Here is a 25503-nt window from a genome sequence, read left to right on the forward strand (position 1 = left end):
CAAGGAGAGCACGTGACCCACCCCGTCCCCACGGTGCCGGAGCTGCCGGAGCTGCCCGTGGTGTCCGAGCGCGTCCGCGCGCTGCACGCCCGCATGACCCTGGAGGAGAAGCTCGCGCAGCTGGTCGGCTACTGGCTCGACAAGGGCGGGGACGTCGTCGCGCCCATGCAGGGCGAGATGGCCGCCGGCGACGGCGGCCGCCTCGAGGAGGTCACCCGGCACGGCATCGGGCACTACACCCGCGTGTACGGCACGCGGCCCGTGGACCCCGCCGAGCGGGCGGCTTGGCTGTGGGCGGAGCAGCAGCGGCTGCGCCGCGAGACCCGCCTCGGCATCCCCGCCCTCGTGCACGAGGAGTGCCTCACCGGCCTGTCCGCGTGGAAGGCGGCGACCTTCCCGACGCCGCTCGCGTGGGGCGCGTCGTTCGACCCGGACCTCGTGGCCGAGATGGGCGGCGTCATCGGCGCGTCCATGCGCGAGCTGGGCATCCACCAGGGCCTCGCGCCCGTGCTCGACGTCGTGCGCGACCCGCGCTGGGGCCGCGTCGACGAGTGCATCGGCGAGGACCCGTACCTCGTCGGCACGGTCGGCACCGCCTACGTGCGCGGCCTCCAGGACGCCGGCGTGCACGCCACCCTCAAGCATTTCGCCGGGTACTCGGCGTCGCGCGCCGGGCGCAACCACGCGCCCGTGTCGGCGGGTCCGCGCGAGATGGCGGACGTCTTCCTGCCGCCGTTCGAGATGGCGGTGCGCGACGGCGGCGTGCGGTCCGTCATGGCCACCTACGTGGACGTCGACGGCGAGCCGATGCACGCCAGCGCCGAGTACCTCACGCGGATCCTGCGCGACGAGTGGGGCTTCGACGGCACCGTCGTCGCGGACTACTTCGGCGTCGCGTTCCTCGAGGTGATGCACCGGATCGCGGCCGACCGCGGCCAGGCGGCCGCCCAGGCCCTCGAGGCGGGGCTCGACATCGAGCTGCCGTCGGGCGACGCGTACCTCGAGCCGCTCGCGGAGGTGGTCCGCGCGGGCGGGCTGGACGAGCGGTTCGTCGACCGCGCCGTCCTGCGTGCCCTCGCGCAGAAGGAGGAGCTGGGGCTGCTCGACGACGACGCGTTCGCCGGCGAGCCGCCCGCGGTCGTCGACCTCGACTCGCCCGCCCACCGCGACGTGGCCCGCCGCCTCGCGGAGGAGTCGCTCGTGCTCCTCACGAACGACGGCGTGCTGCCGCTGACCCGGTGGAGCGCGGCCCCGGCCCGCGTCGCCGTCGTCGGCCCCAACGCGCACCGCGGCGACGCGCTCATGGGCTGCTACTCGTTCGCCAACCACGTGCTGGCGCACCACCCCGAGGTGCCCAAGGGCTTCCACATCCCTACGGTGTTCGAGTCCCTCGGGGGCGCGTTCCGCGCCGCAGGCCTGCCGCAGCCGGAGCTCGTGCACGCCGCGGGCTGCGACGTCGAGGGCGAGGACACGTCCGGCTTCGCGGAGGCCGTGGCCGCCGCGTCGTCGGCCGACGTGGCCGTCGTCGTCGTGGGCGACCACGCGGGCCTGTTCGGCCGCGGCACCGTGGGCGAGGGCAACGACGCCGAGTCGCTCGAGCTGCCGGGCGTGCAGCGCGGCCTCGTCGAGGCCGTGCTCGCCACCGGCACCCCCGTCGTCATGGTGGTGCTCAGCGGCCGCCCGTACGCGATCGACTGGGCCCTCGACGTCGCGGGCGACTCCGACGACCGGCGCCCCGGCGCCGTGCTCCAGGCGTTCTTCCCCGGCGAGGAGGGCGGCACCGCCGTCGCCGCGACGATCGCCGGCGCGGTGAACCCGTCGGGCCGCCTGCCGGTGTCGCTGCCGCGGTCGGCCGGGGCGCAGCCGTACTCCTACCTGCACCCTGTGCTGGGCGGCCCGTCGGACGTCACGTCCACCGACTCGACGCCGCTGCGGCCGTTCGGCTTCGGGCTGTCGTACACCACGTTCGCGTACACCGACCTGGCCGTGGACGGCGAAGTCGCTGCGGGCGGGACCTTCACCGCGGCCGTCCGCGTGACCAACACGGGGACCGTCGCCGGGTCGGACGTCGTGCAGCTCTACGGGCGTGACGTGATCGGGTCGGTGACCCGGCCGGTGGCGCAGCTCCTCGCGTACCGGCGCGTCACGCTCGAGCCGGGCGAGTCCGCCGTGGTGACGTTCACCGTGCCGACCACGCGGCTCGCGTTCGCCGACCGCCGCGCCGTGCGCGTCGTCGAGCCGGGCGACGTCGAGGTGTGGGTCGGCTCGCACGTGGCCGCCACCCCCGACGCCGACGCCGAGGGCGTCCAGGACGCCACGGGCGGTGCCATCACGAGCGCCCGGCGCTCGGAGAAGCGCGACCTGCCGGGCACGGCCACGCCGCGCGCGACGCTCGTCGTCACGGGCGACACCTACGAGGTGACCGTCGCCGACCCGCGGGTGGTGACGTCCACGGTGGCCTAGGACGCCGCCGGCCCGATCCTCGAACCCTTCGTTCGCCGATCGGGCCGGCACGCTCGATGCGTCTCAGGATGGGGGCATGACCAGCGCGCTGCACGCCGTCCGGTCCGTCGTCGCCCCCGTGACACGGACGCGGGTGTTCCGGGCCGTCGCGCTCGTCGCCCTGCCGCCCGTGGAGCGTGCGCTGGCGCGGCTCACGCGCGGGCGGTTCCAGCTTTCCGCGGTGCTGGTGCCCTCGCTGGTGCTGCACACCACCGGGGCACGCTCGGGCGAGCCGCGCGACACGTACCTCATGTACACGCCGGTCGGCGCCCCGGACACCCCGGACGGCACGGTGCGGCTGGTCGTCGCGGGCACGTCGTTCGCGCGCGACCGGCACCCCGCGTGGACGTACAACCTGCGCGCGCACCCGGACGCGGCCGTGAGCATCCACGGGCGCCGGTACCCGGTGCGGGCCACGCTCGTCGAGGACGACGCGGAGCGCGACGCCCTGTGGGAGCGCATCGAGGCGCAGTGGCCCGGCTACCGCGCCTACGAGCGGGACTCGGGCCGCGTGGTGCGGCTGTTCCTGCTGGCGCGGGCGGAGGGCTGACGGCGCCGCCGGCTCAGGCGCCCCGCGCCCGGTACGCCGACGGCGACGTCCCGTGCGTGCGTGCGAACTGGCGGGAGAAGTACAGCGGGTCGTCGTAGCCGCACGCCTGCGCGACGGCCGCGACGGGCAGCTCGGTGGCGTCGAGGAGCTCGCGCGCCCGGGCCAGCCGCAGGCGGGTCTGGTACTGCAGCGGCGAGGTGCCCACCTGGGCGCGGAACAGGGCCCCCAGCTGCGAGGTGCTGAGGCCCACCATCGCCGCGAGCGCGGTGACGGAGGTGCGCCGCGGCGCCGTGGCGCGCAGGTGCTCGACGGCGCGCTCCACCGGGTCCGGCGCGGGGCCGGGGGAGCGGCGCCCCGTCGCGACGACGTGCGCGAGGGCGTGCCACGCGGCGCCCGCGGCCCGCACCAGCCCGCCCCCGGTGCCGTCGTCGAGGGCGTCGATGACCTGCGAGACGAGGCTCGCGACGGTCGCCGGGTCGCGCAGGTGCGAGACGGGTCCGCCGGCGGCGTCCCGGGCGGCGCGGGCGAGCTCGTCGGCGTCCGGGCCGGTCGCGTGGAACCACCAGAGCGTCCACGGGTCGCGCTCGGCGGCGGCGTACTCGTGCGGCGCGCCGGCGGGCACCAGCACGACGTCTCCCGGCAGCACGTCGGACCGCCCGCCCGGGGTGCGGCACCAGCCGGCCCCGTCGGTGCAGACCAGCACGACGTGCTCGCGCGCGCCGTCGGGCCGCGACCGGCCGTGGCGCGCGGCGTGCGGGAAGAAGCCCGCGTCCGTCACGACCAGGCGCCCGGTCACGGGGCGGGCCAGCGCCGCGCGGACCGCCGGGCGAGGCACGACGACCATGCGCTGGCCGGCGAAGCCGTCCCGGAGCGCGCCGCGTCCGTCCAGGTCGGTCGCCGCGTCGCTCCCGACCGTCGTTTCGTCCATGCGTCCCAGGGAATCGCCCATCGTCCGGCGTCGTCAAGCGCCCTACGTTCGTGCCATGCCTGGAGAAGAGTCGCGGATCGTCCTGCCGCCCGTCCCCGACGGCCTCGCCGCACGCCCCGTGCGCGGCTGGCGCGAGCCGGTGTCCATCGACACCTACGACATCGGCGAGCCGGACCGGTACCCGGCCTACCTGGACCAGCGCGTCTACCAGGGGTCGTCGGGAGCGGTGTACCCGATGCCGTTCGTCGACCACGTCGCGCGGACCAAGGCGCCCCGGTCGTGGGACGCGATCCACCTGGAGAACGCGTACCTGCGCCTCATGGTCCTGCCCGAGCTGGGCGGGCGGATCCACGTGGGCCTGGACCGCACCCGCGACCACGACTTCTTCTACCGCAACGACGTCATCAAGCCGGCGCTGGTCGGCCTGCTCGGCCCCTGGGTCTCCGGCGGCGTGGAGCTCAACTGGCCCCAGCACCACCGCCCCGCCACGTTCCTGCCGACCGAGGCGTGGATCGAGGAGGAGGCCGACGGCGCCGTGACGGTCTGGTGCTCCGACCACGACCCCTTCGCCCGGATGCAGGGGATGCACGGCGTGCGGCTGCGCCCGGACAGCGCGCTGATCGAGCTGCGGGTCCGGCTCGTCAACCGCACCGACGACGTCCAGACGTTCCTGTGGTGGGCCAACGTGGCCGCGGCGGTCCACGACGACTACCAGGCGTTCTTCCCCACGGACGTCACGGTCGTCGCCGACCACGCCAAGCGCGCGGTCACGACCTTCCCCGCGGCGTCGGGGCGCTACTACGGCGTCGACTACCCCGCCCGCCGCACCCCCGACCGGCCCGACGGCGACCGCCTGGACCGCTACCGCAACATCCCCGTGCCGACGTCGTACATGTGCCTCGGTTCGCAGGACGACTTCTTCGGCGGCTACGACCACGCCGCCCGCGCCGGGTTCGTGCACTGGGCGGACCACCGCATCTCGCCCGGCAAGAAGATGTGGACGTGGGGGAACGCCCCGTTCGGCTGGGCGTGGGACCGGCACCTGACGGACACGGGCGGCCCGTACGTGGAGCTCATGGCCGGCGTCTTCACCGACAACCAGCCCGACTTCGCGTTCCTGCGCCCCGGCGAGACGACGGCCTTCTCGCAGTACTGGTACCCGATCCAGGACGTGGGCCCCGTGCACCAGGCGACGCGCGAGGCGGCGGTGCGACTCGACGTCGAGGACGCGACCGTCCGCGTCGGCGTCGCCGTCACGTCCCCCCGCGCGGGGGCGCGGGTGGTGCTGCGCGCGGGCGACGACGTGCTGCTCGACGAGCGGGCCGACGTCGCCCCCGGGGCCCCGCTGGTGCGCGAGCTGGCCGCGCCGGCCGGTGTGGACCCCACCGCCTACGAGCTCGTCGTGCAGCACGACGGCGCGACGCTCGTCGCCTGGCGGCCCCGCCCCGCGGCCGACCCCGGCGCGGCGGTGCCGGAGCCGGCCACCGAGCCGCCCGCGCCCACCGACCTCGCCTCCGTCGACGAGCTGTACGTCACGGGCCTGCACCTGGAGCAGTACCGGCACGCGACCCGGTCGCCCGAGCCGTACTGGACCGAGGCGCTGCGCCGGGACCCCGGCGACGCGCGCTGCGCGACGGCGCTCGCGGCCCGCCGCGCACGCCAGGGCCGGCTCGACGAGGCCGAGCGGCTGCTGCGGACCGCGACGGCGCGCCTGACCGTGCGCAACCCCAACCCGCGCGACGGCGAGGCGCACTACCGGCTGGGGCTGGTCCTCGCTCGGCAGGGCCGGACGGCCGAGGCGCGCGAGGCGTTCGGCACGGCGTCGTGGGACCAGGCCTGGCGGGACGCCGCCGCCGTCGCGACCGCGCGGATCGACATCGCCGAGGGCCGCGACGCGGACGCCGCCGAGCAGCTCGACGCGCTGCTGCGACGCAGCCCCGAGCACGTCCAGGGCCGCAACCTCGCCGCCGTCGCCGCGCTGCGCACGGGCGACGTGGAGCACGCCAGGGACCTCGTGCGCGGCACCCTCGCGGTCGACCCGCTCGACGCGTGGGCGCGCGACCTCGACGCCCGGCTCGGGCAGGACGACGTCGCACCGCACCGGTCGCCCGGGCCGACGACGGACCCGACCGTCGCGCTCGACGTCGCGCTGGAGCACGCCTCGGCCGGCGAGCTCGCCGCCGCCGTCGCGCTGCTCGAGGACGTCGCGACCCGCCCGTCGCCGCGCGGGCAGCGCGACGTGCGGGCGCTCGCGCTGCTGCACCGCGCCGACCTGGAGCTGGCCCGGGGTGACCGGGCGGCCGCGGCGGACGCGCTGGAACGGGCGCGGCAGGCGCCCCGGGACTGGGCATTCCCCGCCGCCACCGACGACGACGCCCTCGCCCGGCTGCGCCGCGCCTGGCCGCACGACCCGCTCGTCGCGGCGCTGGCCGGCCACCGCCTCTACGCGGCGGGCAGGCACGAGGACGCGATCGCCGCCTGGGAGGTCGCCGCGGAGGCCGACGGGACCGACCCCGTGGTGCTGCGCAACCTCGGCGTCGCGACCCACAACGTGACCGGCGACGCGGACGCGGCGGCCGGGTGGTACGCCCGCGCCCGGGCGCTCGCCCCCGACGACGCGCGGCTGCTCTACGAGGCCGACCAGCTGGAGGCCCGGCGCGGCACCGCCGCGGAGCGCCGCCTGGCGACGCTCCTCGAGCGGCCCGACCTCGTCGCGCACCGGGACGACCTGTCCGTGCAGCTCGCCGAGCTGCTCACCGCCGTCGGGCGCGCCCCCGAGGCCCTCGACGTCCTGGCGGGCCGCGACTTCCAGCCGTGGGAGGGTGGCGAGGGCCGCGTGCTCGCCGCGTGGGACGCCGCGCACCTCGCCCTCGGGCGCCGGGCCCTCGACGAGGGCGACGCGGCCGCCGCCCTCGCGCACTCCCGGGCGGCCCTCGCCCCGCCGGAGTCCCTCGGAGAGGCGCGCCACCCGCTCGCCAACACCGCCGACCTGCACCTGCTGCTCGGGGACGCGCTCGCCGCGGGCTCCCGCCCGGACGAGGCGCGCGAGGCGTGGCGCACCGCCGCGGCGCAGCAGGGCGACTTCGAGGGCATGGCCGTCCAGGAGTTCTCGGAGCGGACGGCGGCCTCGGTGCTGGCCCTGCGCCGGCTGGGCCGCGACGACGAGGCACGGCGCCTGCGCGACGGGCTCGCCGCGTACGTCGAGGCGGAGTCCGGCCGGCGTGCGCAGGTCGACTACTTCGCGACCTCGCTGCCCACGATGCTGCTGTTCACCCACGACGTCCAGCACGACCACGACGACCGGATCCGCGCCCTGCGCGACCAGCTCGCCACCCTCGACCGGCACGTCGCCGCCCCCGCGCCGGCCTGACCGGCCGCCGTCCCACCTCGTCAGCGCTTCTCGAAGGAGAGAGACATGCCCGACGCCCTCACGAGCCCCCGGCCCGTCACCCGCCGCGTGCGGGCCGCCCGCCCGGCCCCGCCGCAGCGCGACCACCTGGACCTCGGCGACCCGCCCGGCACGCCCGGCACGCCCGGCACGCCCGACGCCGTCGCGGTGACCGGCCGCTACCTCGAGCGGGCGGGCCGCCCCTGGTTCCCCGTGACCGGCGAGGTGCACTACTCCCGCATCCCGCGGCAGCGCTGGTCGGAGGTGCTCGGGCACACGAAGGCGGGCGGGCTCGACACCGTGGCCACCTACGTCTTCTGGCAGGCGCACGAGCCCACGCCCGGCGACTTCCGCTGGGACGGCGACCTCGACCTGCGGGCGTTCGTCGAGCTGGCGGGACGCCACGGCCTCGACGTCGTGGTGCGCATGGGGCCCTGGGGGCACGGCGAGGCCCGCTACGGCGGCTTCCCCGACTGGCTCGTGGAGCGCAGCCTGCGGACCGGGATGAGGACCCGCACGAACGACCCGGCCTACCTCGAGCTGGTGCGGGCGTTCTACGCCCGCACGATCGCGCAGCTCGCCGGGCTCACCCACGCGGAGGGCGGCCCCGTCGTCGGCGCCCAGATGGACAACGAGCTGTACGACCAGCCCGAGCACCTCGCCACCCTGCGCCGCACCGCCGAGGAGCTGGGGCTGCGCGTGCCCCTGTGGACCGCGACCGGATGGGGCGGCGCCCAGGTGCCCGCCACGCTGCTGCCCCTGTACAGCGCGTACGCGGACGGCTTCTGGGAGGACACCGACACCGAGTGGCCCGCGTTCTCGCCCGTGCACTTCCGGTACAGCACCGTGCGCGACGACCTCAGCGTGGGCGCCGACCTGCGCGAGGCGCTCGACGGCGTCGTCGTGGAGCCCGGCGCGGTCCCCCTCAAGGACGACGACGCGCTGCCGTACGCGACCTGTGAGCTGGGCGGCGGCATGCACGTCGCCTACCACCGCCGGCCGCTCGTGACGCCCGACGACGTGGCCGCGCTGGCCCTGGCGAAGCTCGGCAGCGGCTCGGTGTGGCAGGGGTACTACATGTACGCCGGAGGCACGCAGCGCGTCGGGCCGCACGGGACCGAGCAGGAGTCGCACGCCACCGGTTACCCCAACGACGTGCCCACGCGCACCTACGACTTCGGCGCCCCCGTCGGCGAGCACGGCCAGGTGCGCCGCCACCACCACCTGCTGCGCCGCCAGCACCTGTGGCTCCAGGAGGACGGCGCGGCGCTCGCCGCCATGACCACGACGGTGGGCGGGGGCAGCGAGGACCCGTCCGAGCTGCGCTGGGCGGTCCGCTCCGACGGGCACCGCGGGTACGCCTTCCTCACGACCTATCAGCCCGCGCGGCGGCCGCTCGACTCCCAGCCCGGCGTGCAGCTGGAGGTCGGGCTCGACGACGCGACCGTCGTCGTCCCCACCCGCCCCGTGGACCTGCCGGCCGGCGTCTCGATGGCCTGGCCGCTGCGGTTCCCGCTCGCCGACGGGCTCGTGCTGCGCAGCGCGACCGCTCAGGTGCTCACGCGGATCGACCGGGCCGAGGACGCCGGGCGGGACCTCCTCGTGCTGGTCGCGACCGACGGCGTGCCGGTGGAGCTCGTGGTCGACGGCCTCGGCGAGGGCACGGCGAGCGGCCCGGTGGAGGCGCGCGCGGAGGACGGCGCGACCGTCCTCGACCTCACCGGAACGCCGGGGCCCGACACCGTGGTCGGCCTGCGCGGCCCGTCCGGAGGCGTGGACGTGCTGGTGCTCGACGAGGAGACCGCGAACCGGCTCTACCGGCTCGACGTGGCCGGTCGCGAGCGCCTCGTGCTCTCCGACGCCCCGGTGCACGCGCTCGACGGCGAGCTCGTCGTGCACACGGAGCACCCGACGGCGTCGCTGTCCCTCCTGCCCGCGCCCGGCTCGCTCGCCGTGACGAGCGGCTCCGACGGCGACGAGACCGCCGTCGTGCCCGGGTCCGGGGGCGCCGGCTGGCGCTCGTGGACGCTGATCGCACCCGGGGCAGGTCGCCACCGGGTCGCCACCGACCTCGCCCCCCACTCCCCGGCCCCGCCGGAGCCCGCACGCGGCGGGCCGATGGACCGGCTCAGCGCGCCGACCGAATTCACCGGTGCCGCCCGCGTGCCCCTGGAGGTGCCCGCCGACGCGCTCGCCGGCGTCGACCGCGCGCTGCTGCGCGTCGCGTGGACGGGGGACGTCGGCCGTGCGCTGGTGGCCGGCGAGGTGGTGAGCGACCACTACTGGCACGGCCGCGACTGGGACGTCGACCTCACGCCGTGGCGCGACGACGTCGCCCGCGACGGCCTGACGCTCGAGCTGCTGCCGTGGCGCCACGACACCGGCGTCTGGGTGGACCCGTCCGTGCGCGACGTGCCCGACGGGATCACCGTCGCCACGGTCGACGTCGTGCGCGTGGCGCGCGTGGTGCTGTCCGCGGGGGAGGAACGGCCGTGGAGCTGAACCGGCGCGACCTGCTGCGGCTGCTCGGCGTCGCGGGCCTCGGCGTGGCGGGCGGCGGGATCCTCGCGGGCTGCTCGACGTCGACGGCGGCCGCCCCGGTGCGCTCCGGCGCGGCGTCGCTGGGGCTGTGGACGCACGACCCCGGCTACGCGAGCTACTTCACGCAGGCGGCGACGGACGCCGCGATCGTGGGCGGCAGCGCGTGGACGTTCGGCGTCGACGTCACGTCGGTCGCACCGGCCGACATCGTCTCGCGGCTGGTGACGCAGGCGGTCGCGCAGCGGCCCCTGCCCGACCTGGCCGGCCTGGTGATCGACCAGTTCCCGCGCGTCATGCGGGCGGGGATCGCCCAGAACCTGTTCGTCGACCTCACCCCGCTGACCGCGCCGATGGGCGACCGGCTGCTCAAGACGCAGCCGTACACGGTGGACGGCAAGGTGTACGCGCTGGAGTCCGACAACTCGATCTCGGTGATGTTCTACCGGGCCGACCTCTTCGACGAGCTGGGTATCCCGGCCGACGTCGGCACGTGGGAGGAGCTCCTCGAGATCGGGGCCGAGGTCGCCGCGGACACCGGCCAGGCGATCGGCATGGTGGCCAACGGCGACAACGGGTCGATCGTCAACGGCTTCACGCAGCTCCTGCTGCAGCGCGGCGGGAACCTCTACGACGCCGACGGGAACCTCGCCGTGCTGTCGGACGAGGCCGTCGAGGTGCTCGAGCTCATGGCCGAGGGCGTCCGCACGGGCGCCTTCGTCGCCCTGGCGGACCCGTACGGCGGGGCCGCCGCGGCGGCGATCAAGGGCGGCCGCCTCGTCGCGACCGTCATGCCGAACTGGTACGAGGTGTACGGCCTCCAGGCGAACGCCCCCGACCAGGAAGGGCTGTGGCGGGCGCGCACGATCCCGCGCTTCGCCGGCGGCGGGCACGTCGCGTCGACGATGGGCGGCACCGCGTTCGCGGTGCTCAAGGACCAGCCGTTCACCGAGGCCGCGACCGACTTCCTGCAGCGGGCCTACCTGTCCGAGGAGGGGCAGCTCGCCCGCTACTTCGCCGGGGCGTACATGCCCACCCTGGTCGATCTCTACGACGCCCCTGAGTTCCAGGAGATCACCGACCCCTTCCTCGGCGGCCAGCGCGTCTTCGAGGTCTTCTCCGCCGCCGCGGCCGACATGCCGCTCTTCTACCAGTCCGCGGGCGCCTCGGTGCTGCGCGACAGCCTCGGCGGTCCCATCCTCCGCGCCATCACCGGGCAGGTCGGCGCCGAGGAGGCGCTGCGGGCCGGGGTGCGCACGTACGAGAGGCAGGTGCAGCGATGAGCACCCTGACCAGGCCGCCGACGGCGACGGCCACCCGGGGCGCCGCGCGCGTCCCCCGACCCGGCGCCCGGCGGCAGTGGGCCCCCTATCTCTTCATCTCCCCGTTCTTCCTGCTGTTCACCGTCTTCATGCTGGTGCCGGTCGGGGCGGGGATCTACCTCAGCCTCACCGACTGGGCGGGGCTGGGCAGCCCGGAGTTCGTGGGCCTGGAGAACTACTCCCGGCTGCTGCGCGACGCGAGCTTCGGCGCCGCGCTGGCGAACACCGCGTTCTACACGGTCTTCGCGATGGTCGTGGTGCTGCCCGTCGCGCTCCTGATCGCGCTGGCCCTCGACGCCAAGGGGCTGCGGCTGCGGGACTTCTTCCGGCTGACGTACTTCATGCCGGTGGTGCTGTCGCCGATCGTCATCGCCCTCATCTTCGGCCTGATCTTCGACGGCGAGTACGGGCTGCTCAACGCCACCCTCGAGGCGCTCTTCGGCTTCGGCGGCGTCTCCTGGCTCACGGACCCGTGGTGGGCGCGCGTCGTCGTGGTGGTGCTGGTGCTGTGGCGCTGGACCGGGTACCTCACGATCTTCTTCCTCGCGGGCCTGCAGAACATCCCCCGCGAGCTGCACGAGGCGGCCGAGCTGGACGGCGCGGGCGTCGTGCGGCGGTTCTTCGCCGTCACGCTGCCGCAGCTGCGGCCGGTCACGGCCTTCATCGCGGTCACGATGCTCGTCAACACCGCGCAGATCTTCGAGGAGCCGTTCCTGCTCACGCAGGGCGGGCCGGGCGAGGCGACGCTGTCGGTGTCGATGTTCGTCTACCGGGCCGGCTTCCAGCGCCAGGAGCTCGGCTACGCCGCGGCCGCCGGCGTCGTCATGTTCGTCATCGTCTTCGTGCTGGGCCGCCTCGGCACCCGCGCGTTCGGCGTCGGGAGGAACCGATGAGCACACCGACCCTCGTGGGTGCCTCGCGCGGCAGCGCGACCCCGACCGCCCCGTCGGCGCGCACGCCGCGCCGCCTGCGCCCGGGCCGCGTCGTCCTGTACGTCGTGCTCGGCCTGCTCACCGTCGTCTACGTGGCGCCGTTGCTGTGGGCCGTGTCGTCGTCCTTCAAGGACCGCAGCGACATCTTCGCGTTCCCCCCGGCGCTGATCCCCGACCCGGGCACGCTGGACAACTACGCGAACCTCCTGGCCACGCAGCCGTTCTGGCGGTGGATGCTCATGAGCACCGTCGTCGCCGTCGTGAGCACCGTGGCCACCGTGCTGCTGTGCTCCCTGGCGGGGTTCGGGTTCGCCAAGTACGAGTTCCGCGGCAAGAAGCTGCTGTTCGACGTGATGTTCTCGTCGCTGGCCATCCCGTTCGCGGTGATCGTCGTGCCGCTGTTCGTCCTGGTCGCGAAGCTGGGGCTGGCGAACCCGTTCTTCGCGCTGATCGTCCCCTGGGTGGCGCCGGCGTTCGGGATCTTCATGATGCGCCAGTACACCGAGCAGTCGGTGCCCGACGAGATCCTGGACGCGGCCCGCATCGACGGCTGCTCCGAGCTGCGGACGTTCTGGTCCGTCGTCATGCCGCTGCTGCGGCCGGCGATCGGGGCGCTGGCGGTGTGGAGCTTCCTCAACTCGTACAACACCCTGCTGTGGCCGCTGGTGATCATCGCCGAGCCCGAGTTCTACACGCTGCCGCTCGGGCTCCAGGCGCTGTTCGGCGCCGAGGGGCGGCAGTACGACCTGGTCATGGCAGGGTCGGTGCTGGCCGCCGTGCCCGCACTGATCGTGTTCTTCGTGCTGCGCAAGCAGCTGGTGAACGGCCTCACGGCCGGAGCGGTGAAGGGATGAGACGCATGACGGACCCCCGGATGGTGACCGGCGCGACCGCGACGGGCGAGGCGGCGACGGGCGGCGGTGCGGCGGTGCCCGCGCACCTGCCGCAGCGGCTCGCGATCACGCTGTGGGACTTCTCCTGGTACGTGCGGACCGGGCCGGGCGAGCCGTTCGAGGACCTGGACGCGGCGCTCGCCCGCGCCGTCGAGCTCGGCTACAACGCGGTCAGGATCTGCGCGATGCCGTTCCTGCTGTTCCGCTCCGGTCTCGACACGTCCGCCCTGCGCCTGGGACCGATCGGCGGCGGCTACGCCTCGCGGGTGCGCTGGTACGACGTCCGCGAGCCGACGACGATCGACGCCCGCGCCCACCTGCTCGAGCTGTTCCGCGGCGCCGACCGGCACGGTCTGACGGTGATCGCGTCGTCGTGGGAGTACCAGCAGAGCCCGGCCTTCGCCGCGGACCGGGCCTGGTACGACGCGCTCCGGGCCGTGGACCCCGAGGAGCGGCTGACCGTGCTCGGGGAGGCGATGGCCGACCTCGTGGACCTGCTGCGGGCCGAGGGGCTCGACCACGTGCTCGCGTACGTGGAGCCGCACAACGAGGTCCAGGCCGGGCACCTCACCGCCGGCCTGCCCGGGCGGGAGGACCCGGTCGTGGAGCTGCGCGACCGCCTGGAGCGGGGGATCGCCGCCTTCTCCGCGCGCCACCCCGACGTGCTGTGCGGGCCGAACTACGCCGCCGTCCCGGTCACCGCCATGCGCGGCCTGCCGCGCAACGCCCAGGTGCTCGGCGTGCACCCGTACGTCTACGGCGTCCTGGACGACCTGGTGCGCGAGTTCGCGCTGCGCGGCGACCCCGCCGACTTCCCGCAGGCGCGGGCCGACGCCGAGCTGCTGCGCCCGGGCGCGCCGCGCCTGGCGGAGTGGGCGCCGCCGGCGGACGAGGAGTGGAAGCGGCGCGCGTCGATCGTCGGGCACGCGGAGATCTACGTGCACGACTGGTGCGACCCGCAGGCCGTGGACCGGTGGCTGTACGACCGGTACGGCGCGCACCGGATCGCGATGGCCGAGCGGCTGCGCGAGTGGATCGGCGTGGCCGCGGACCACGCCGCCCGCCTGGGGATCCCGCTGGTGCTCGGGGAGGGCTGGGTGGGCTACACCCCGCGCGACACCCGGTTCGAGGAGGGACCCGTCGGGGCGCAGATCTGCCGCGACGCCGTGCGGCATGCGGACGCCGTCGGCGCCTGGGGCTCCGTCGTGTGCTCCAACGCGGCACCCCAGCACGCCATGTGGCTCGACGCCGACCTGCAGCGCGAGTGCACCGCCGTCCTCCGGGGCGGGCACGGGGTGGCCGGGACCGCCTAGGGTCGGCCGCATGACCGCTGTCGCAGACCCGTACGAGCTCGTCCCCACCGCGCCCGACGTCGACGCCTACGTGCGGCTGCGCCGCGACTCGGGGCTGAGCCCGAAGACGCCCGAGCAGGCGGGGTACGCCGTCGCGAACAGCTGGGCCTTCGTCCATGTGCGGCACCGGCCGACCGGCGAGGCGGTCGCGATGGGTCGCCTGCTCGGCGACGGCGGCTGGTACTTCCACGTGGCCGACATGGCGACCCTGCCCGACCACCAGCGGCAGGGCCTGGGGCGCCGCGTGCTGGAGTGGCTGCTCGCCCAGATCGACGAGCGGGCGCCCGCGAACCCGTACGTCACCCTCGTGGCCGACCCGCCGGGCCGCCCGCTGTACCGCAGCCTCGGGTTCGTCGAGTCCGCGCCGCAGGGCGTAGGGATGGTCCTGGGCACCCGGCCGACGTCCTGATCCCGGGTCACGCCTCCGCCGCCGCCAGGCGCCCCGACGCCACGGCGTGCAGGAAGGCGGCGTAGTCCCGCTCGTTCTGGTCGGCGTAGTCCGCGGCGAAGTCCGCGACCGCCCGGTCGAACGCGTCGCCGCGGCCGAGGTAGGCGGCGAGGGCGACCCGGTCGCCGGAGCGGGCGTGCGCCCGGGCGAGGGCCTCCCCGCAGAGCCGGCCGTAGGCGCGCGCCCCCGCGGCGTCCATCACCTCGGCGTCCACGCCACCCTTCCAGTCGTAGAGCTGGCGCAGGTAGTAGTCGCGGACGACGCCGTCGACGCCGACGACGCGCTGCCAGCCGAGGAAGGCGTCGCCCGCCGCCTGCATGAGGCGTTGACCGCGCACGACCCGCTCGCCCTGGTTGTCGTACCGGCTCGGCGGGAGCGCGCGCTCCAGCACCGACCGCTCCGCCTGCTTGGCCTGCAGGACGAGCGTGTCGTTCTCGTCGCGGCCGCGCAGCAGCACGACCCACGCGCGCGTGCCGACGCTGCCGACGCCGACCACCTTGCGCGCCATGTGCACGTACGAGTACTCCGCCATCGGGTGCCGCTCGGGCTGGAGGGTCGACAGGTACGACGCGATCAGGCGGCGCATCCAGTCCTCCGCCCGCTCCCTGTCGCGGGCCAGGGGCACCAGGTCCTCGACCGGGACGACGAGCGGCGGGCTGGCCGCGATCCGAGGCTCGCCGTCGACGATCTCCACGAGCTTGGCCGCCGCGCGGGTGCTGTCCTTCGTCCGCGCCTTCGCGAGGACGGCCTCCGTCCGGTGCACCTGGGTGCGCCCCACGCGCTTGGCCCGCCGCTCGTCCTCGACCCAGGCCATGACCCGGTCCGCGTCGAGCCGGTCGTACCAGCCGTCGAGCACGCCCGACCCGGCGAGGCGCAGCATGCGCTCGCGGTACGCGCGCACGACGGCGAGGTCGATGCCGCGCCGCTGCCCGGCGTCGAACCCGCGGTGCCGGCCCGCCACCTCGAAGCTGGTGACGAGCCGCTTGACGTCCCACTCCCACGGCCCCGGGAGGGTCTCGTCGAAGTCGTTGATGTCGAACACCAGGGCCCGCTCCGGCGTGCCGAAGACGCCGAAGTTCGACAGGTGCGCGTCGCCGCACACCTGGGTGACGAGGCCCGAGACCGGGGTGCGGGCCAGGTCGACGGCCATGAGCAGCGCGGCGCCCCGGTAGAACGTGAACGGCGAGACCATCATCCGGCGGTGGCGTACCGGCACGAGCTCGGGGACGCGGGTCGCCGCCTGCTCCTCGAGCAGCGCGACCGGGTCGGCGCGTCCGGAAGGGGGCGCCCACCCCCCGTGCGACGACCGCGGGGTGCGGCGGCGCGCGGCGCGGCCGTGCTCGGCCCGGAGCGCGAAGTCGGTCGGCGGGGGCGGCGCGAGCTCCGCGGCCACGTCCTCATGGGTGCTCATGGGCCCACCTCCGATTCCTCGTCCGATCGTGGGCCGCTCCGCGGAGCGTCGCACCCGGGAGGTCAGCGCGGGTCCACGCGCAGGGTGGTCGACGTCGCGGCGGGGCTGGTGATCGACCGCACGGCCGAGCCGTCGCCGTACTTGGCGTGGTAGGCGCGGTCGATCGCGTCGTCGTGGGCGTCGTCGCGGGTGAACGTCACCTCGGCGCGGACGCCGCCGGCGTCGATCTCGCCGGTGCCGGTGCGCTGCACGCCGCGGTACCAGGCGCCCTCGGTGCCACGCACCGAGCGCAGGTACAGCGCGCCGTCGACGACGACGTGCCACACGATCCGGGGCGTGCGCAGCGCCCCGTCGGGGCGGTGCGCGGCGACGCGCAGCTCGCCGTCCGCGTCGATCGCGGCCAGGTCGGCCGGGCTCCAGTCGGTCATGTCTCCTCCACGGTGGTGGGTTCGGGGGTGGGGTTGGTGAGAGGCCTCGGTCAGGCCTCGGGGATCTCGCGGTCGAAGGCCTCGGCCCGGAACGTGTCGGGGTCGGGGCCGCCGCGCACCCCGGTGTCGAGGGCGTCGATCGCCGCGAGCTCCTCGGCGGTCAGCGCGACGTCGGTGACGGCGAAGTTCTCGGCGATGCGCGACGGCGTCACGGACTTGGGGATCGCCGAACGGCCCTGCTGCAGGTGCCAGCCGAGCATCACCTGGGCGGGGGTCCGGCCGTGCGCGGCGGCGATCTCCCGGATCGTCGGGTCGTCCAGGGTGCTGCGGCGGTCGTCGCCGCCCCAGCCGGGGTAGAACGTGATGCCGCCGATGGGCGACCACGCCTGGGTGAGGACGCCGTGACGCTCGTCCGCCGCCAGGACTGCCGGCTGCCGGAAGTACGGGTGGACCTCCACCTGGTTGACGGCCGGGACCACGGAGGTCTCCGCCAGCAGCCGCTCCAGGTGGTCGGGCATGAAGTTGCTGGCGCCGATGGCGCGCACCCGGCCGTCGGCCAGCAGCGTCTCCAGGGCGCGGTACGCCTCCAGGGTGCGGTCGAACCGCTGGGGTGCGGGCTGGTGCAGGATCAGCAGGTCGATGGTGTCGACGCCGAGCTTGCCGGCGGACTTGTCGAACGCGTGCAGCGTGGCGTCGTGTCCGTAGTCGCTGACCCAGACCTTGGTCTCGAGGAAGACGTCGTTCCGGGCCAGGTCCGACCGGCGCAGCGCCTCGCCGACCTCGCGCTCGTTGCCGTACGCGGCGGCCGTGTCGATGTGCCGGTAGCCGACGCGCAGCGCCTCGGTGACGGCGGTGACCGTCTCGTCCGGCGGGGTCTGGAAGACGCCGTACCCGAGGGCGGGCATGGTGACGCCGTTGTTCAGGGTGAGGGTGGGGACGGGGTTCGTCATGCCCTCCACGCTACGAACGTGTCGCCGGGTGCGGGAGGTCCTGCTGGTACCCCGTTGGGTCCGCCCCCGCTGACCGAGGGCGCATGGTGCGACGAGCGGGCTCACGCACCTGAGCTTCGGCGTGCGGAGGGGAGCACGAGGAGGACGGCGGCGACGAGCGCGGCCAGCAGCAGCACCGCCCCGGCGGTCATCGCGGCCGCGTACGTGCTGGTCAGCGCCAGCACCAGGCTCATGCCCAGCGCTCCGCCGAGCTGGTGCACGGAGTTCACGACGCCCGACGCGGCACCCGCCAGCGACGGCTCCACCCCGGCGATGCCGGACGCCGTCAGGGGGCCGAACGCCAGGCCCTGGCCCGCGCCGATGAGCATCATCGGCAGGGCGATGCCGGCTGCGTAGGACGTCCCGGTATCGACGAGGCCGAGCCAGCCCGTGCCGACGACGGCGAGCGTCAGGCCGGCGACGAGCAGCGCCGGGCCGCTAGTCCGGCGCTGCAGGCGTGGCACGGCGAGCGCGACGACGAAGTTCACCGCCGTCATCGGGAAGTAGGCGACACCGGCGGCCAGCGCGGAGAACCCGCGCTCGTCCTGCAGGTACTGGCTGGTGAAGAGGAAGAACCCCATCATCGCGCCGATGAACAGCAGGCGGGCGAGGTAGGCGCCGGCGCGCTCCCGGCTCGCGAAGAGCGTCAGCGGCATGACGGGCTGCGCCGCCCGGCGCTCGACGGCGACCAGTGCGCCCAGCAGCGCGAAGCCGCCCGCGAGCGGGGCGAGCGTCCCGGCGTCCGCCCACCCTCCCGCGCCCGCCCGGACGAAGCCGTAGACGAGCGCCGTCGGGCCGAGGGTCGCGAGCAGCGCCCCGGGGAGGTCGAACCGGCCCGGGGTGCGCGGCGTCTCCGGCAGCACCCGGAGCCCGGCGACGAGCATGACGACGCCGATCGGCAGGTTGACGAGGAACCCGGCGCGCCAGGAGACGAGGTCGGCGAGCAGCCCGCCGGCGACGAGGCCCACGCTCGCGCCGATGCCCGCGACCGCGCCGTAGGCGGAGGTGGCCCGCGTGCGGGCCGGGCCCTCGGGGAAGCTCGCGGTGAGCAGGGCCAGCGTGGACGGCGCGAGCACGGCGGCGCCGAGCCCCTGCACGGCGCGGGCGCCGATCAGCCATCCGCCGGTCGGGGCCAGCCCGACCACGACGGACGCGAGGGAGAAGACGACGAGGCCGGCCACGAACATGCGCCGCCGGCCCAGGATGTCGCCGGCGCGGGCGCCGAGCAGCAGGAGGCCGCCGAACGTGAGCAGGTACGCGTCCTGCACCCAGGCGAGGCCGCCCGCGGTGAGGGCCAGGTCCGTGCGGATGTGGGGCAGGCCGGTGATGACGATCGAGTTGTCGAGGATCACCATGAAGTAGCCGACGAGGATGATGGCGAGGATCCCGCCGGCGCGCGCCGGGGCGGGGACGGCGGCCGGGGTGGTGGGGGTCGCCGCGACGGGGGTGGTGGTCATGGCGACCAGTCGACGCCGGCCGGGCGCGGCAGGGGAGTCCTGGACGTGCCCGGTAACGCCAGTACCTCCCTGGCCCGGGGGCTTCGACGTACCGTCGAAGGCATGGACCTGAAGGCGGAGACGCGCGAGTTCCTGGCCACCCGCCGGGCGCGGATCACCCCGGACAAGGCCGGCCTGCCCGCGTACGGCGGCAACCGGCGCGTGCCGGGGCTGCGGCGCGAGGAGGTGGCGATGCTCGCGGGCGTGAGCGTCGACTACTACACCCGGCTGGAGCGCGGGAACCTCGGCGGGGTGTCCGAGGAGGTGCTCGAGGCGCTCGCGGAGGCGCTGCAGCTCGACGAGGCGGAGCGGCTGCACCTGTTCGACCTCGCGCGGGCCGCCAACGCCTCCGGCGCGGCCCGGTCGCGAGCGCGCCGCACCCCGCCCGGAACGCTGCGCCCGGCCGTGCAGCGGATCCTCGACGCGATGGGCGACGTCCCCGCGTTCGTCCGCAACGGCCGGCTCGACGTCCTCGGCACGAACGTCCTGGGCCGCGCCCTGTACGCGCCGCTGTACGACTCGCCGGAGCAGGTGGCGGGCAAGCCGGTCAACAGCGCCCGCTTCCACTTCCTCGACCCCGACGCCGCGGCGGCGTTCTTCGGGGAGAAGGCGCCGCGGATGGCCCACGACGCCGTCGCGATCCTGCGCGCCGAGGCGGGCAGGAACCCGTACGACAAGTCCCTCACCGCCCTGGTGGGCGAGCTGTCCACCCGCAGCGAGGACTTCCGCCGGCTGTGGGCGTCGCACGACGTGCGCCTGCACCGCACGGGCACCAAGGTGTTCCACCACCCTGCGGTCGGGCTCCTCGAGCTGGACTACGAGGCGCTGATGCTGCCCGCCGACCCGGGCCTGCAGATGAACGTCTACACGGCGGTCCCCGGTTCGCCGTCGGACGACGGGCTCGCGCTGCTCGCGTCGTGGGCGGCGACCACCCTCGCGGCGAGCGCCGAGGACGTCTCCACCCGAGAAGGAGCCACCGACCGATGAAGAAGATCCCCCGCCCGGCGACGACGAAGAACCCGCCCGAGCAGTTCCGCGGCGACGTCTGGCTCGACCCGATCGTCGTGCCGCAGGAGCGCGACCAGCGGATGGTCGTGGCGCTGGTGCGGTTCGCGCCCGCGGCGCGCACGGCCTGGCACTCCCACGCCCGCGGCCAGACGCTGCACGTGGTGTCCGGCGTCGCTCTGGTCGGCACGCGCGACGGTGTCGTCGTCGAGGCGCGGCCCGGCGAGACGGTCTACTGCCCGCCGGGGGAGGAGCACTGGCACGGGGCGTCGCCGGACGACTTCATGGAGCACCTCGCGATGCTGGAGAACGCCGACGACCCGGCCGCCACGACCACCTGGCTGGAGCACGTCACGGACGCGGAGTACGCCCGCGCGCCGTGGCTCGACGTCTGACGGCGAACAGCCCGGCACGCCGGGCCGTGGCCGCCGCGGCGAAGGCCGCCCCGGCCGTGATCGCGAGGCTCACGAATCGGTCGACAACCGGGGAACCTCAGATCTCGCTCAGATCAGCAGCGGCGCCAGACCGAAGCCGATGGCGACGGCGGACGCGACGGACACCAGCCCCGGCACCATGAACGAGTGGTTGAACACGTACTTCCCGATCCGGGTGGTGCCGGTGTCGTCGAGCTCGATGGCCGCGACCACGGTCGTGTAGGTCGGCAGCAGGAACAGCCCGGTGACGGCGGGGAACGACGCCACCATCGTGGTAGCGGCCACGCCCATGCCGGCGGCGACCGGCATCAGCGCGATCGTGGTCGCGGCCTGCGAGTACAGCAGCGCGGAGGCGAGCAGCAGCACGACGGCGAGCATCCACGGGTAGTCGCGGATGATGTCGCCGCCCAGCTCCTCGATCGTCGCGGTGTTGCCCTGCACGAACGTGTTGCCCAGCCACGCGACGCCGATGATGCAGACCGCGGCGCTCATGCCGCTGCGGAACGTCTGCTGCGTGATGACGGTGCTCACGTCGATCTTGCAGAGGACGGCGATGAGCAGCCCCGCCAGCAGCATGAAGGTCATGATCGCGCCGCTGCGCGTGATCGTCGGGTTCTCGATGAGGCCCACCGAGTCGGACACCGCCGTCGAGTAGAGCACGACGACGACGAGCGCCGTCGCGAAGATGATCAGCGACAGCAGCGCCCGCGGCTTGGCGACGAACTCGGTGCGCTCGCGCCGCTTGACCAGACCCTTGGCCAGGCGCTCCTGGTACACCGGGTCGTCCTGCAGCTCGACGCCCTGGCGCGAGGCCACGACCGCGCCGACCAGGCAGCCCAGCAGCGTGGACACGCCGGCCACCGTGAGCAGGGTCAGGTAGTCCACGCCGAGCGGCTCCACCACGGCGGCCATCGCCACCACGGCCGCGGAGATCGGCGAGGCGGCGATCGCCATCTGCGACGCCACGACCGCGATGGACAGCGGTCGCGACGGCCGCACGTTGGACTCCTTCGCCACCTCCGCGATCACCGGGAGCGTGGAGAACGCGACCTGCCCCGTGCCGGAGAACACCGTCATCACGTAGGTGACGAGCGGCGCGAGGAAGGTGATGCTGCGCGGGCGGGCACGCAGCAGCACCTCCGTCTTCGCCACGAGGTAGTCCAGCCCGCCGGCGGCCTGCATCGCGGCGATCGCCGCGATGACGCACATGATGATGCCCAGCACGTCCCACGGGACGCCCGTCGCCGGGTCGACCTCGAGCCCCAGCAGGCCGAGCACGATGACGCCCGCGCCGCCCGCCAGCCCGATCCCGATCCCGCCGAGGCGCGCCCCGATGAAGACGAAGATCAGGAGGATGGCGAACTGGACGACGATCACCGCGCGGCCTCACCCTGCTCGTCCGCGGCGGGTGCGTCGTGCTCGTGCCCCGGGTCGGTCGGCGCCCCCGCGGCGTCGTCGGACTCGACGACGCGCGACGACTCGCCCTCCTCGCCCAGCGGCGGGATGCCGCGCTCGTCGGGCGCGAAGAAGCGGCCGCTGTAGCGCGGGTGCAGGAAGTTCTCGGTGGTCAGGATGGCGTCGACCTCCGCGGCGGTGAGCAGCCCGCGGGCGACGACGACGTCGCGCACCGAGGCACCGGTGAGCGCCGCCTCCTTGCCCACGAGGTCGCCGTTGTGGTGGCCGATCACCTCGTTGAGGTAGGTGACGATGCCGATGGAGCCGAGCACGTGCTGCCGCATGACCTCGGCGTTCGCGGTGATGCCGACGACGCACTTGGTGCGCAGGGCGTCGCATGCGTTGGTCAGCAGCCGGATCGACTCGAACATCGACTCGGCGAGCACGGGCTCCATGACGTTGAGCTGGAGCTGGCCGGCCTCGGCGGCGTGCGTGATCGTGACGTCGTTGCCCATCACTTTGAAGCACACCTGGTTGACCACCTCGGGGATCACCGGGTTCACCTTGGCGGGCATGATCGACGACCCGGCCTGCAGCTCGGGCAGGTTGATCTCGTTGAGCCCCGCGCGCGGCCCGGAGGACAGCAGGCGCAGGTCGTTGCAGATCTTCGACAGCTTGGCCGCGAGCCGCTTCACCGCGGAGTGCACGGCCAGGTAGGCGCCGTTGTCGTAGGTGGCCTCGACGAGGTTCTCCGCCGGCACGGTGCCGAGCCCGGACACCTCGGCGAGCCGCCGCGCCGCGACCTTCGGGTAGCCGGGCGGGGTGTTGAGGCCCGTGCCGATCGCCGTCGCGCCCAGGTTCACCTCGAGCAGCAGGTCGGCCGCGTTGCGCAGGCGCTTGACCTCCTCCGCCACGTTCACCGAGAACCCGGCGAACTCCTGGCCCAGGCTCATCGGTACCGCGTCCTGCAGCTGCGTGCGGCCCATCTTCGGCAGGTCCGCGAACTCGGACGCCTTCTCGTCGAACGCCCGCGACAGCCGCCGCACGGCCACCACCAGCGACTCGGTCAGGGCGTGCACGGCCAGGCGGAAGCCGGTGGGATAGGCGTCGTTGGTGGACTGGGACTTGTTGACGTGGTCGTTCGGGTTGATGACGTCGTAGCGGCCCTTGGGGAAACCGGCCTGCTCCAGCGCGAGGTTCGCGATCACCTCGTTCGTGTTCATGTTGACGCTGGTGCCCGCACCGCCCTGGAACACGTCGATGGGGAACTGGTCCATGCACCGGCCCTGGACCAGCACCTCGTCGCACGCGCCGATGATGGCGTCCGCGACGTCGCGCTGGATGGCGCGCAGCTCCCGGTTCGCGAGCGCCGCCGCCTTCTTCACCATCACCATGCCGCGGATCATCTCCGGCACGTCGTTGATGGTGGTCCCGGAGATGGGGAAGTTCTCGATCGCCCGGACGGTGTGGATCCCGTAGTACGCCTGCGCAGGGACCTCTTTCGGTCCGAGCAGGTCCTCTTCGACGCGCGCATCGGCGGTGGGTTCAGCCATGGGGTCAGCCATGGGGCAGACGCTAGCAACGCCGTCGGGCGGGCACCCGACGAGGCGTGGGTGTCCGGCACGCGCGTGCCGATCCTCACGGCGTCCGAACCTCGACGAGTACGACGACGCCCTGCGTGCACGCCCCGCGACCGCGTGCAGCTCGTCATCGCGGCGTACGAGAGCGGCCTGGCCGGCCGCACGTCGTGAGAGGCTGGCGAGGTGCGCGTGGACGTGTGGTTGTGGGCGGTGCGGCTCTTCAAGAGCCGGTCGTCGTCTGCCGCCCTGCTCCGGTCGGGGCGGGTGCGGGTGAACGGCACGGTGGCCAAGCCCTCGACGTCGGTCACCGTCGGCGACACGGTCACCTGGCGCGACCCGCTGCGCGACCGCAAGGTCGTCGTCGTCGAGCTGCTGCCCAAGCGGGTGGGCGCGCCGCTCGCGGTCAAGGCGTACCGCGACGAGAGCCCGCCGGTGCCCACCCGCCAGGAGCGGGAGGCCGTCGGCGTCCGCGACCGTGGCGCCGGCCGCCCCACCAAGCGCGAGCGCCGCGAGATCGACCGCCTGCGCGGCGGCCACCGCTGACCCACGACCTGTCAGGATGAGCGCCGGGCATACCGCGCGGTCGTCCTGACAACTCGGGGTAGGTGGCCGGTAGCGTGCGGGACATGACGAGCACCGCCGATCGCATCGCCGCGCTGCTGCGTGAGCACCCCGTCTGGGACGGGCACAACGACCTGCCGTGGGAGGCGCGCGACCAGGTCGCTTACGACTGGTCCCGGCTGGACGTCGCGGCCGGCACCGAGGGCCGCACCCACACGGACGTGCCGCGGCTGCGCGCCGGGGGCGTGGGCGCCCAGTTCTGGTCGGTCTACGTGCCGTCCAACCTCCCGGGCAGCGCCGCGGTGACGGCGACGCTCGAGCAGGTCGACGCCGTGCGCCGCATGGTGGCGCGCTGGCCGGAGCACTTCCGCCTCGCGACGAGCGCCGACGACGTCGTGGCGGCCTGGGCCGAGGGTCGCATCGCGTCGCTCATGGGCGCGGAGGGCGGGCAGTCGATCGACTCGTCGACGGGCGCGCTGCGCATGCTGTACGAGCTGGGCGTGCGCTACATGACGCTCACGCACAACCACCACACGCCGTGGGCGGAGTCGGCCACGGACGAGCGCCCCGCGGACGGGCGGTTCGATCCGGGCCGGTTCGAGAACGGAGGCCTGACGCCGTTCGGGCGCGAGGTCGTGCGCGAGATGAACCGGCTGGGCATGCTCGTCGACCTCTCGCACGTCTCGGCGGGCACGATGCGCGCGGCCCTCGACGTCTCCGAGGCGCCGGTGATCTTCTCGCACAGCTCTGCCCGCGCCGTCTGCGACGTGCCGCGCAACGTGCCCGACGACGTCCTCGCGCGCCTGGCCGACAACGGTGGCGTGTGCATGGTGACGTTCGTGCCGAGCTTCGTCACGCCGGCGATCGGGGAGTGGCGGGCGGAGGCCGGCGAGGCCGCACGGGCGGCGGGGATCGCGCCGAACGACTACGCCGAGTTCGACCGGTTCGCCACGGCCTGGGCCGAGACCCACCCCAAGCCGCCGACCACGCTGGACGACGTCGTCGCGCACGTGGAGCACGTGCGCGAGGTCGCGGGCGCGGCGCACGTCGGCCTCGGCGGAGACTACGACGGCGCGGGCGGCTTCGCCGACGAGCTCCGCGACGTCTCCGGCTACCCGAACCTCCTGGCGGCGCTCGCGGACCGCGGCTGGTCGGACGCCGACCTGGCCGGCCTGACCAGCGGCAACGTGCTGCGGGCGCTGCGCGGCGCGGAGGACGTCGCGGCCCGCCTGCAGGCCGAGCGGGAGCCCAGCGTCGCGCGACTCCAGGACCTGGACGGCGGCTCCTGACGGGAGCGGGCGGCTCCCGCCCGATCGTTGCCCGCGTCGGCCGCCCGGCCGCGGGCGCTCCC

At 74.7% G+C, this 25503-nt stretch carries 21 protein-coding genes; 14 read left to right on the forward strand and 7 right to left on the reverse strand.

All coding sequences use genetic code 11. From position 1 onward, the window contains the following. Nucleotides 1–12: 12 nt before the first annotated feature. Nucleotides 13–2463: a beta-glucosidase gene (locus ACH436_RS05470; RefSeq protein ID WP_430559181.1), complete on the forward strand. Its 2451-nt coding sequence runs from the start codon at nucleotides 13–15 to the stop codon at nucleotides 2461–2463. A 76-nt stretch (nucleotides 2464–2539) separates the two neighbouring features. Continuing rightward, nucleotides 2540–3052, forward strand: coding sequence for a nitroreductase family deazaflavin-dependent oxidoreductase (locus tag ACH436_RS05475; RefSeq protein WP_430559182.1), 513 nt, complete (start codon nucleotides 2540–2542; stop codon nucleotides 3050–3052). Nucleotides 3053–3065: 13 nt separating this feature from the next. Here the strand turns inward: ACH436_RS05475 and ACH436_RS05480 are convergent, their stop codons facing one another. Then, complete coding sequence (locus ACH436_RS05480) at nucleotides 3066–3980, reverse strand: helix-turn-helix domain-containing protein (RefSeq protein ID WP_430559183.1); 915 nt, start codon at nucleotides 3978–3980, stop codon at nucleotides 3066–3068. A 55-nt stretch (nucleotides 3981–4035) separates the two neighbouring features. On the opposite strand from ACH436_RS05480, the gene ACH436_RS05485 reads away from it, so the two are divergent. The 7 genes from ACH436_RS05485 to ACH436_RS05515 are packed head-to-tail and all read left to right on the forward strand — an operon-like array spanning nucleotide 4036 to nucleotide 14814. Further along, nucleotides 4036–7350, forward strand: a complete 3315-nt coding sequence (locus ACH436_RS05485) for a DUF5107 domain-containing protein (RefSeq protein ID WP_430559184.1) — start codon at nucleotides 4036–4038, stop codon at nucleotides 7348–7350. A 45-nt stretch (nucleotides 7351–7395) separates the two neighbouring features. Further along, nucleotides 7396–9870 (forward strand): beta-galactosidase, encoded by a 2475-nt coding sequence (locus ACH436_RS05490; RefSeq protein WP_430559185.1) that lies wholly within the window; start codon nucleotides 7396–7398, stop codon nucleotides 9868–9870. Continuing rightward, complete coding sequence (locus tag ACH436_RS05495; protein WP_430559186.1) at nucleotides 9861–11189, forward strand: ABC transporter substrate-binding protein; 1329 nt, start codon at nucleotides 9861–9863, stop codon at nucleotides 11187–11189. Before ACH436_RS05490 ends, ACH436_RS05495 begins: the two co-directional genes overlap by 10 nt. Beyond that, nucleotides 11186–12121, forward strand: a complete 936-nt coding sequence (locus ACH436_RS05500; RefSeq protein ID WP_430559187.1) for a carbohydrate ABC transporter permease — start codon at nucleotides 11186–11188, stop codon at nucleotides 12119–12121. The genes ACH436_RS05495 and ACH436_RS05500 overlap by 4 nt, the downstream gene beginning before the upstream one ends. Further along, on the forward strand, nucleotides 12118–13014 hold the full coding sequence (locus tag ACH436_RS05505) for a carbohydrate ABC transporter permease (RefSeq protein WP_430559188.1): 897 nt from the start codon (nucleotides 12118–12120) through the stop codon (nucleotides 13012–13014). Before ACH436_RS05500 ends, ACH436_RS05505 begins: the two co-directional genes overlap by 4 nt. A gap of 5 nt (nucleotides 13015–13019) precedes the next feature. After that, on the forward strand, nucleotides 13020–14366 hold the full coding sequence (locus ACH436_RS05510) for a cellulase-like family protein (RefSeq protein ID WP_430559189.1): 1347 nt from the start codon (nucleotides 13020–13022) through the stop codon (nucleotides 14364–14366). Nucleotides 14367–14376: 10 nt separating this feature from the next. Further along, a complete protein-coding gene (locus ACH436_RS05515; RefSeq protein ID WP_430559190.1) occupies nucleotides 14377–14814 on the forward strand; it encodes a GNAT family N-acetyltransferase in 438 nt (145 codons plus the stop codon). Between the two features lie 7 nt (nucleotides 14815–14821). On the opposite strand, the gene ACH436_RS05520 is transcribed toward ACH436_RS05515, so the two are convergent. The 4 genes from ACH436_RS05520 to ACH436_RS05535 form a co-directional block, all read right to left on the reverse strand. After that, on the reverse strand, nucleotides 14822–16264 hold the full coding sequence (locus ACH436_RS05520; protein ID WP_430559191.1) for a DUF2252 domain-containing protein: 1443 nt from the start codon (nucleotides 16262–16264) through the stop codon (nucleotides 14822–14824). Nucleotides 16265–16326: 62 nt separating this feature from the next. Next, nucleotides 16327–16692 (reverse strand): DUF2255 family protein, encoded by a 366-nt coding sequence (locus ACH436_RS05525; RefSeq protein ID WP_430559192.1) that lies wholly within the window; start codon nucleotides 16690–16692, stop codon nucleotides 16327–16329. A 50-nt stretch (nucleotides 16693–16742) separates the two neighbouring features. After that, nucleotides 16743–17642, reverse strand: a complete 900-nt coding sequence (locus ACH436_RS05530; RefSeq protein WP_430559193.1) for an aldo/keto reductase — start codon at nucleotides 17640–17642, stop codon at nucleotides 16743–16745. A 101-nt stretch (nucleotides 17643–17743) separates the two neighbouring features. Beyond that, on the reverse strand, nucleotides 17744–19138 hold the full coding sequence (locus tag ACH436_RS05535; RefSeq protein ID WP_430559194.1) for an MFS transporter: 1395 nt from the start codon (nucleotides 19136–19138) through the stop codon (nucleotides 17744–17746). A gap of 102 nt (nucleotides 19139–19240) precedes the next feature. Here ACH436_RS05535 and ACH436_RS05540 point away from each other — a divergent pair, with 102 nt between their 5' ends. After that, nucleotides 19241–20164 (forward strand): helix-turn-helix transcriptional regulator, encoded by a 924-nt coding sequence (locus ACH436_RS05540; protein WP_430559195.1) that lies wholly within the window; start codon nucleotides 19241–19243, stop codon nucleotides 20162–20164. Continuing rightward, nucleotides 20161–20577 carry a cupin domain-containing protein gene (locus ACH436_RS05545; RefSeq protein ID WP_430559196.1) on the forward strand — a complete coding sequence of 139 codons (417 nt, stop codon included), beginning with the start codon at nucleotides 20161–20163 and terminating at the stop codon, nucleotides 20575–20577. The genes ACH436_RS05540 and ACH436_RS05545 overlap by 4 nt, the downstream gene beginning before the upstream one ends. A 108-nt stretch (nucleotides 20578–20685) precedes the next feature. On the opposite strand, the gene ACH436_RS05550 is transcribed toward ACH436_RS05545, so the two are convergent. Continuing rightward, on the reverse strand, nucleotides 20686–21993 hold the full coding sequence (locus ACH436_RS05550; RefSeq protein WP_430559197.1) for an anaerobic C4-dicarboxylate transporter: 1308 nt from the start codon (nucleotides 21991–21993) through the stop codon (nucleotides 20686–20688). Beyond that, entirely contained in the window at nucleotides 21990–23564 is a 1575-nt protein-coding gene (aspA, locus tag ACH436_RS05555) for an aspartate ammonia-lyase (RefSeq protein WP_430559879.1), read from the reverse strand. Before aspA ends, ACH436_RS05550 begins: the two co-directional genes overlap by 4 nt. 60 nt (nucleotides 23565–23624) lie before the next feature. On the opposite strand from aspA, the gene ACH436_RS05560 reads away from it, so the two are divergent. From ACH436_RS05560 to ACH436_RS05570, 3 genes are all read left to right on the forward strand, one after another. Further along, the gene (locus ACH436_RS05560; RefSeq protein WP_430559198.1) at nucleotides 23625–23762 is read left to right on the forward strand and encodes a hypothetical protein; all 138 of its coding nucleotides are present in this window, start codon (nucleotides 23625–23627) and stop codon (nucleotides 23760–23762) included. Nucleotides 23763–23774: 12 nt separating this feature from the next. Then, on the forward strand, nucleotides 23775–24134 hold the full coding sequence (locus tag ACH436_RS05565) for an RNA-binding S4 domain-containing protein (RefSeq protein WP_430559199.1): 360 nt from the start codon (nucleotides 23775–23777) through the stop codon (nucleotides 24132–24134). A gap of 83 nt (nucleotides 24135–24217) precedes the next feature. Then, nucleotides 24218–25441 (forward strand): dipeptidase, encoded by a 1224-nt coding sequence (locus tag ACH436_RS05570; RefSeq protein WP_430559200.1) that lies wholly within the window; start codon nucleotides 24218–24220, stop codon nucleotides 25439–25441. Nucleotides 25442–25503 lie beyond the last annotated feature (62 nt).

It is taken from the genome of Isoptericola sp. NPDC019693 (assembly GCF_044389085.1).
Classification (GTDB): Bacteria; Actinomycetota; Actinomycetes; order Actinomycetales; family Cellulomonadaceae; genus Isoptericola.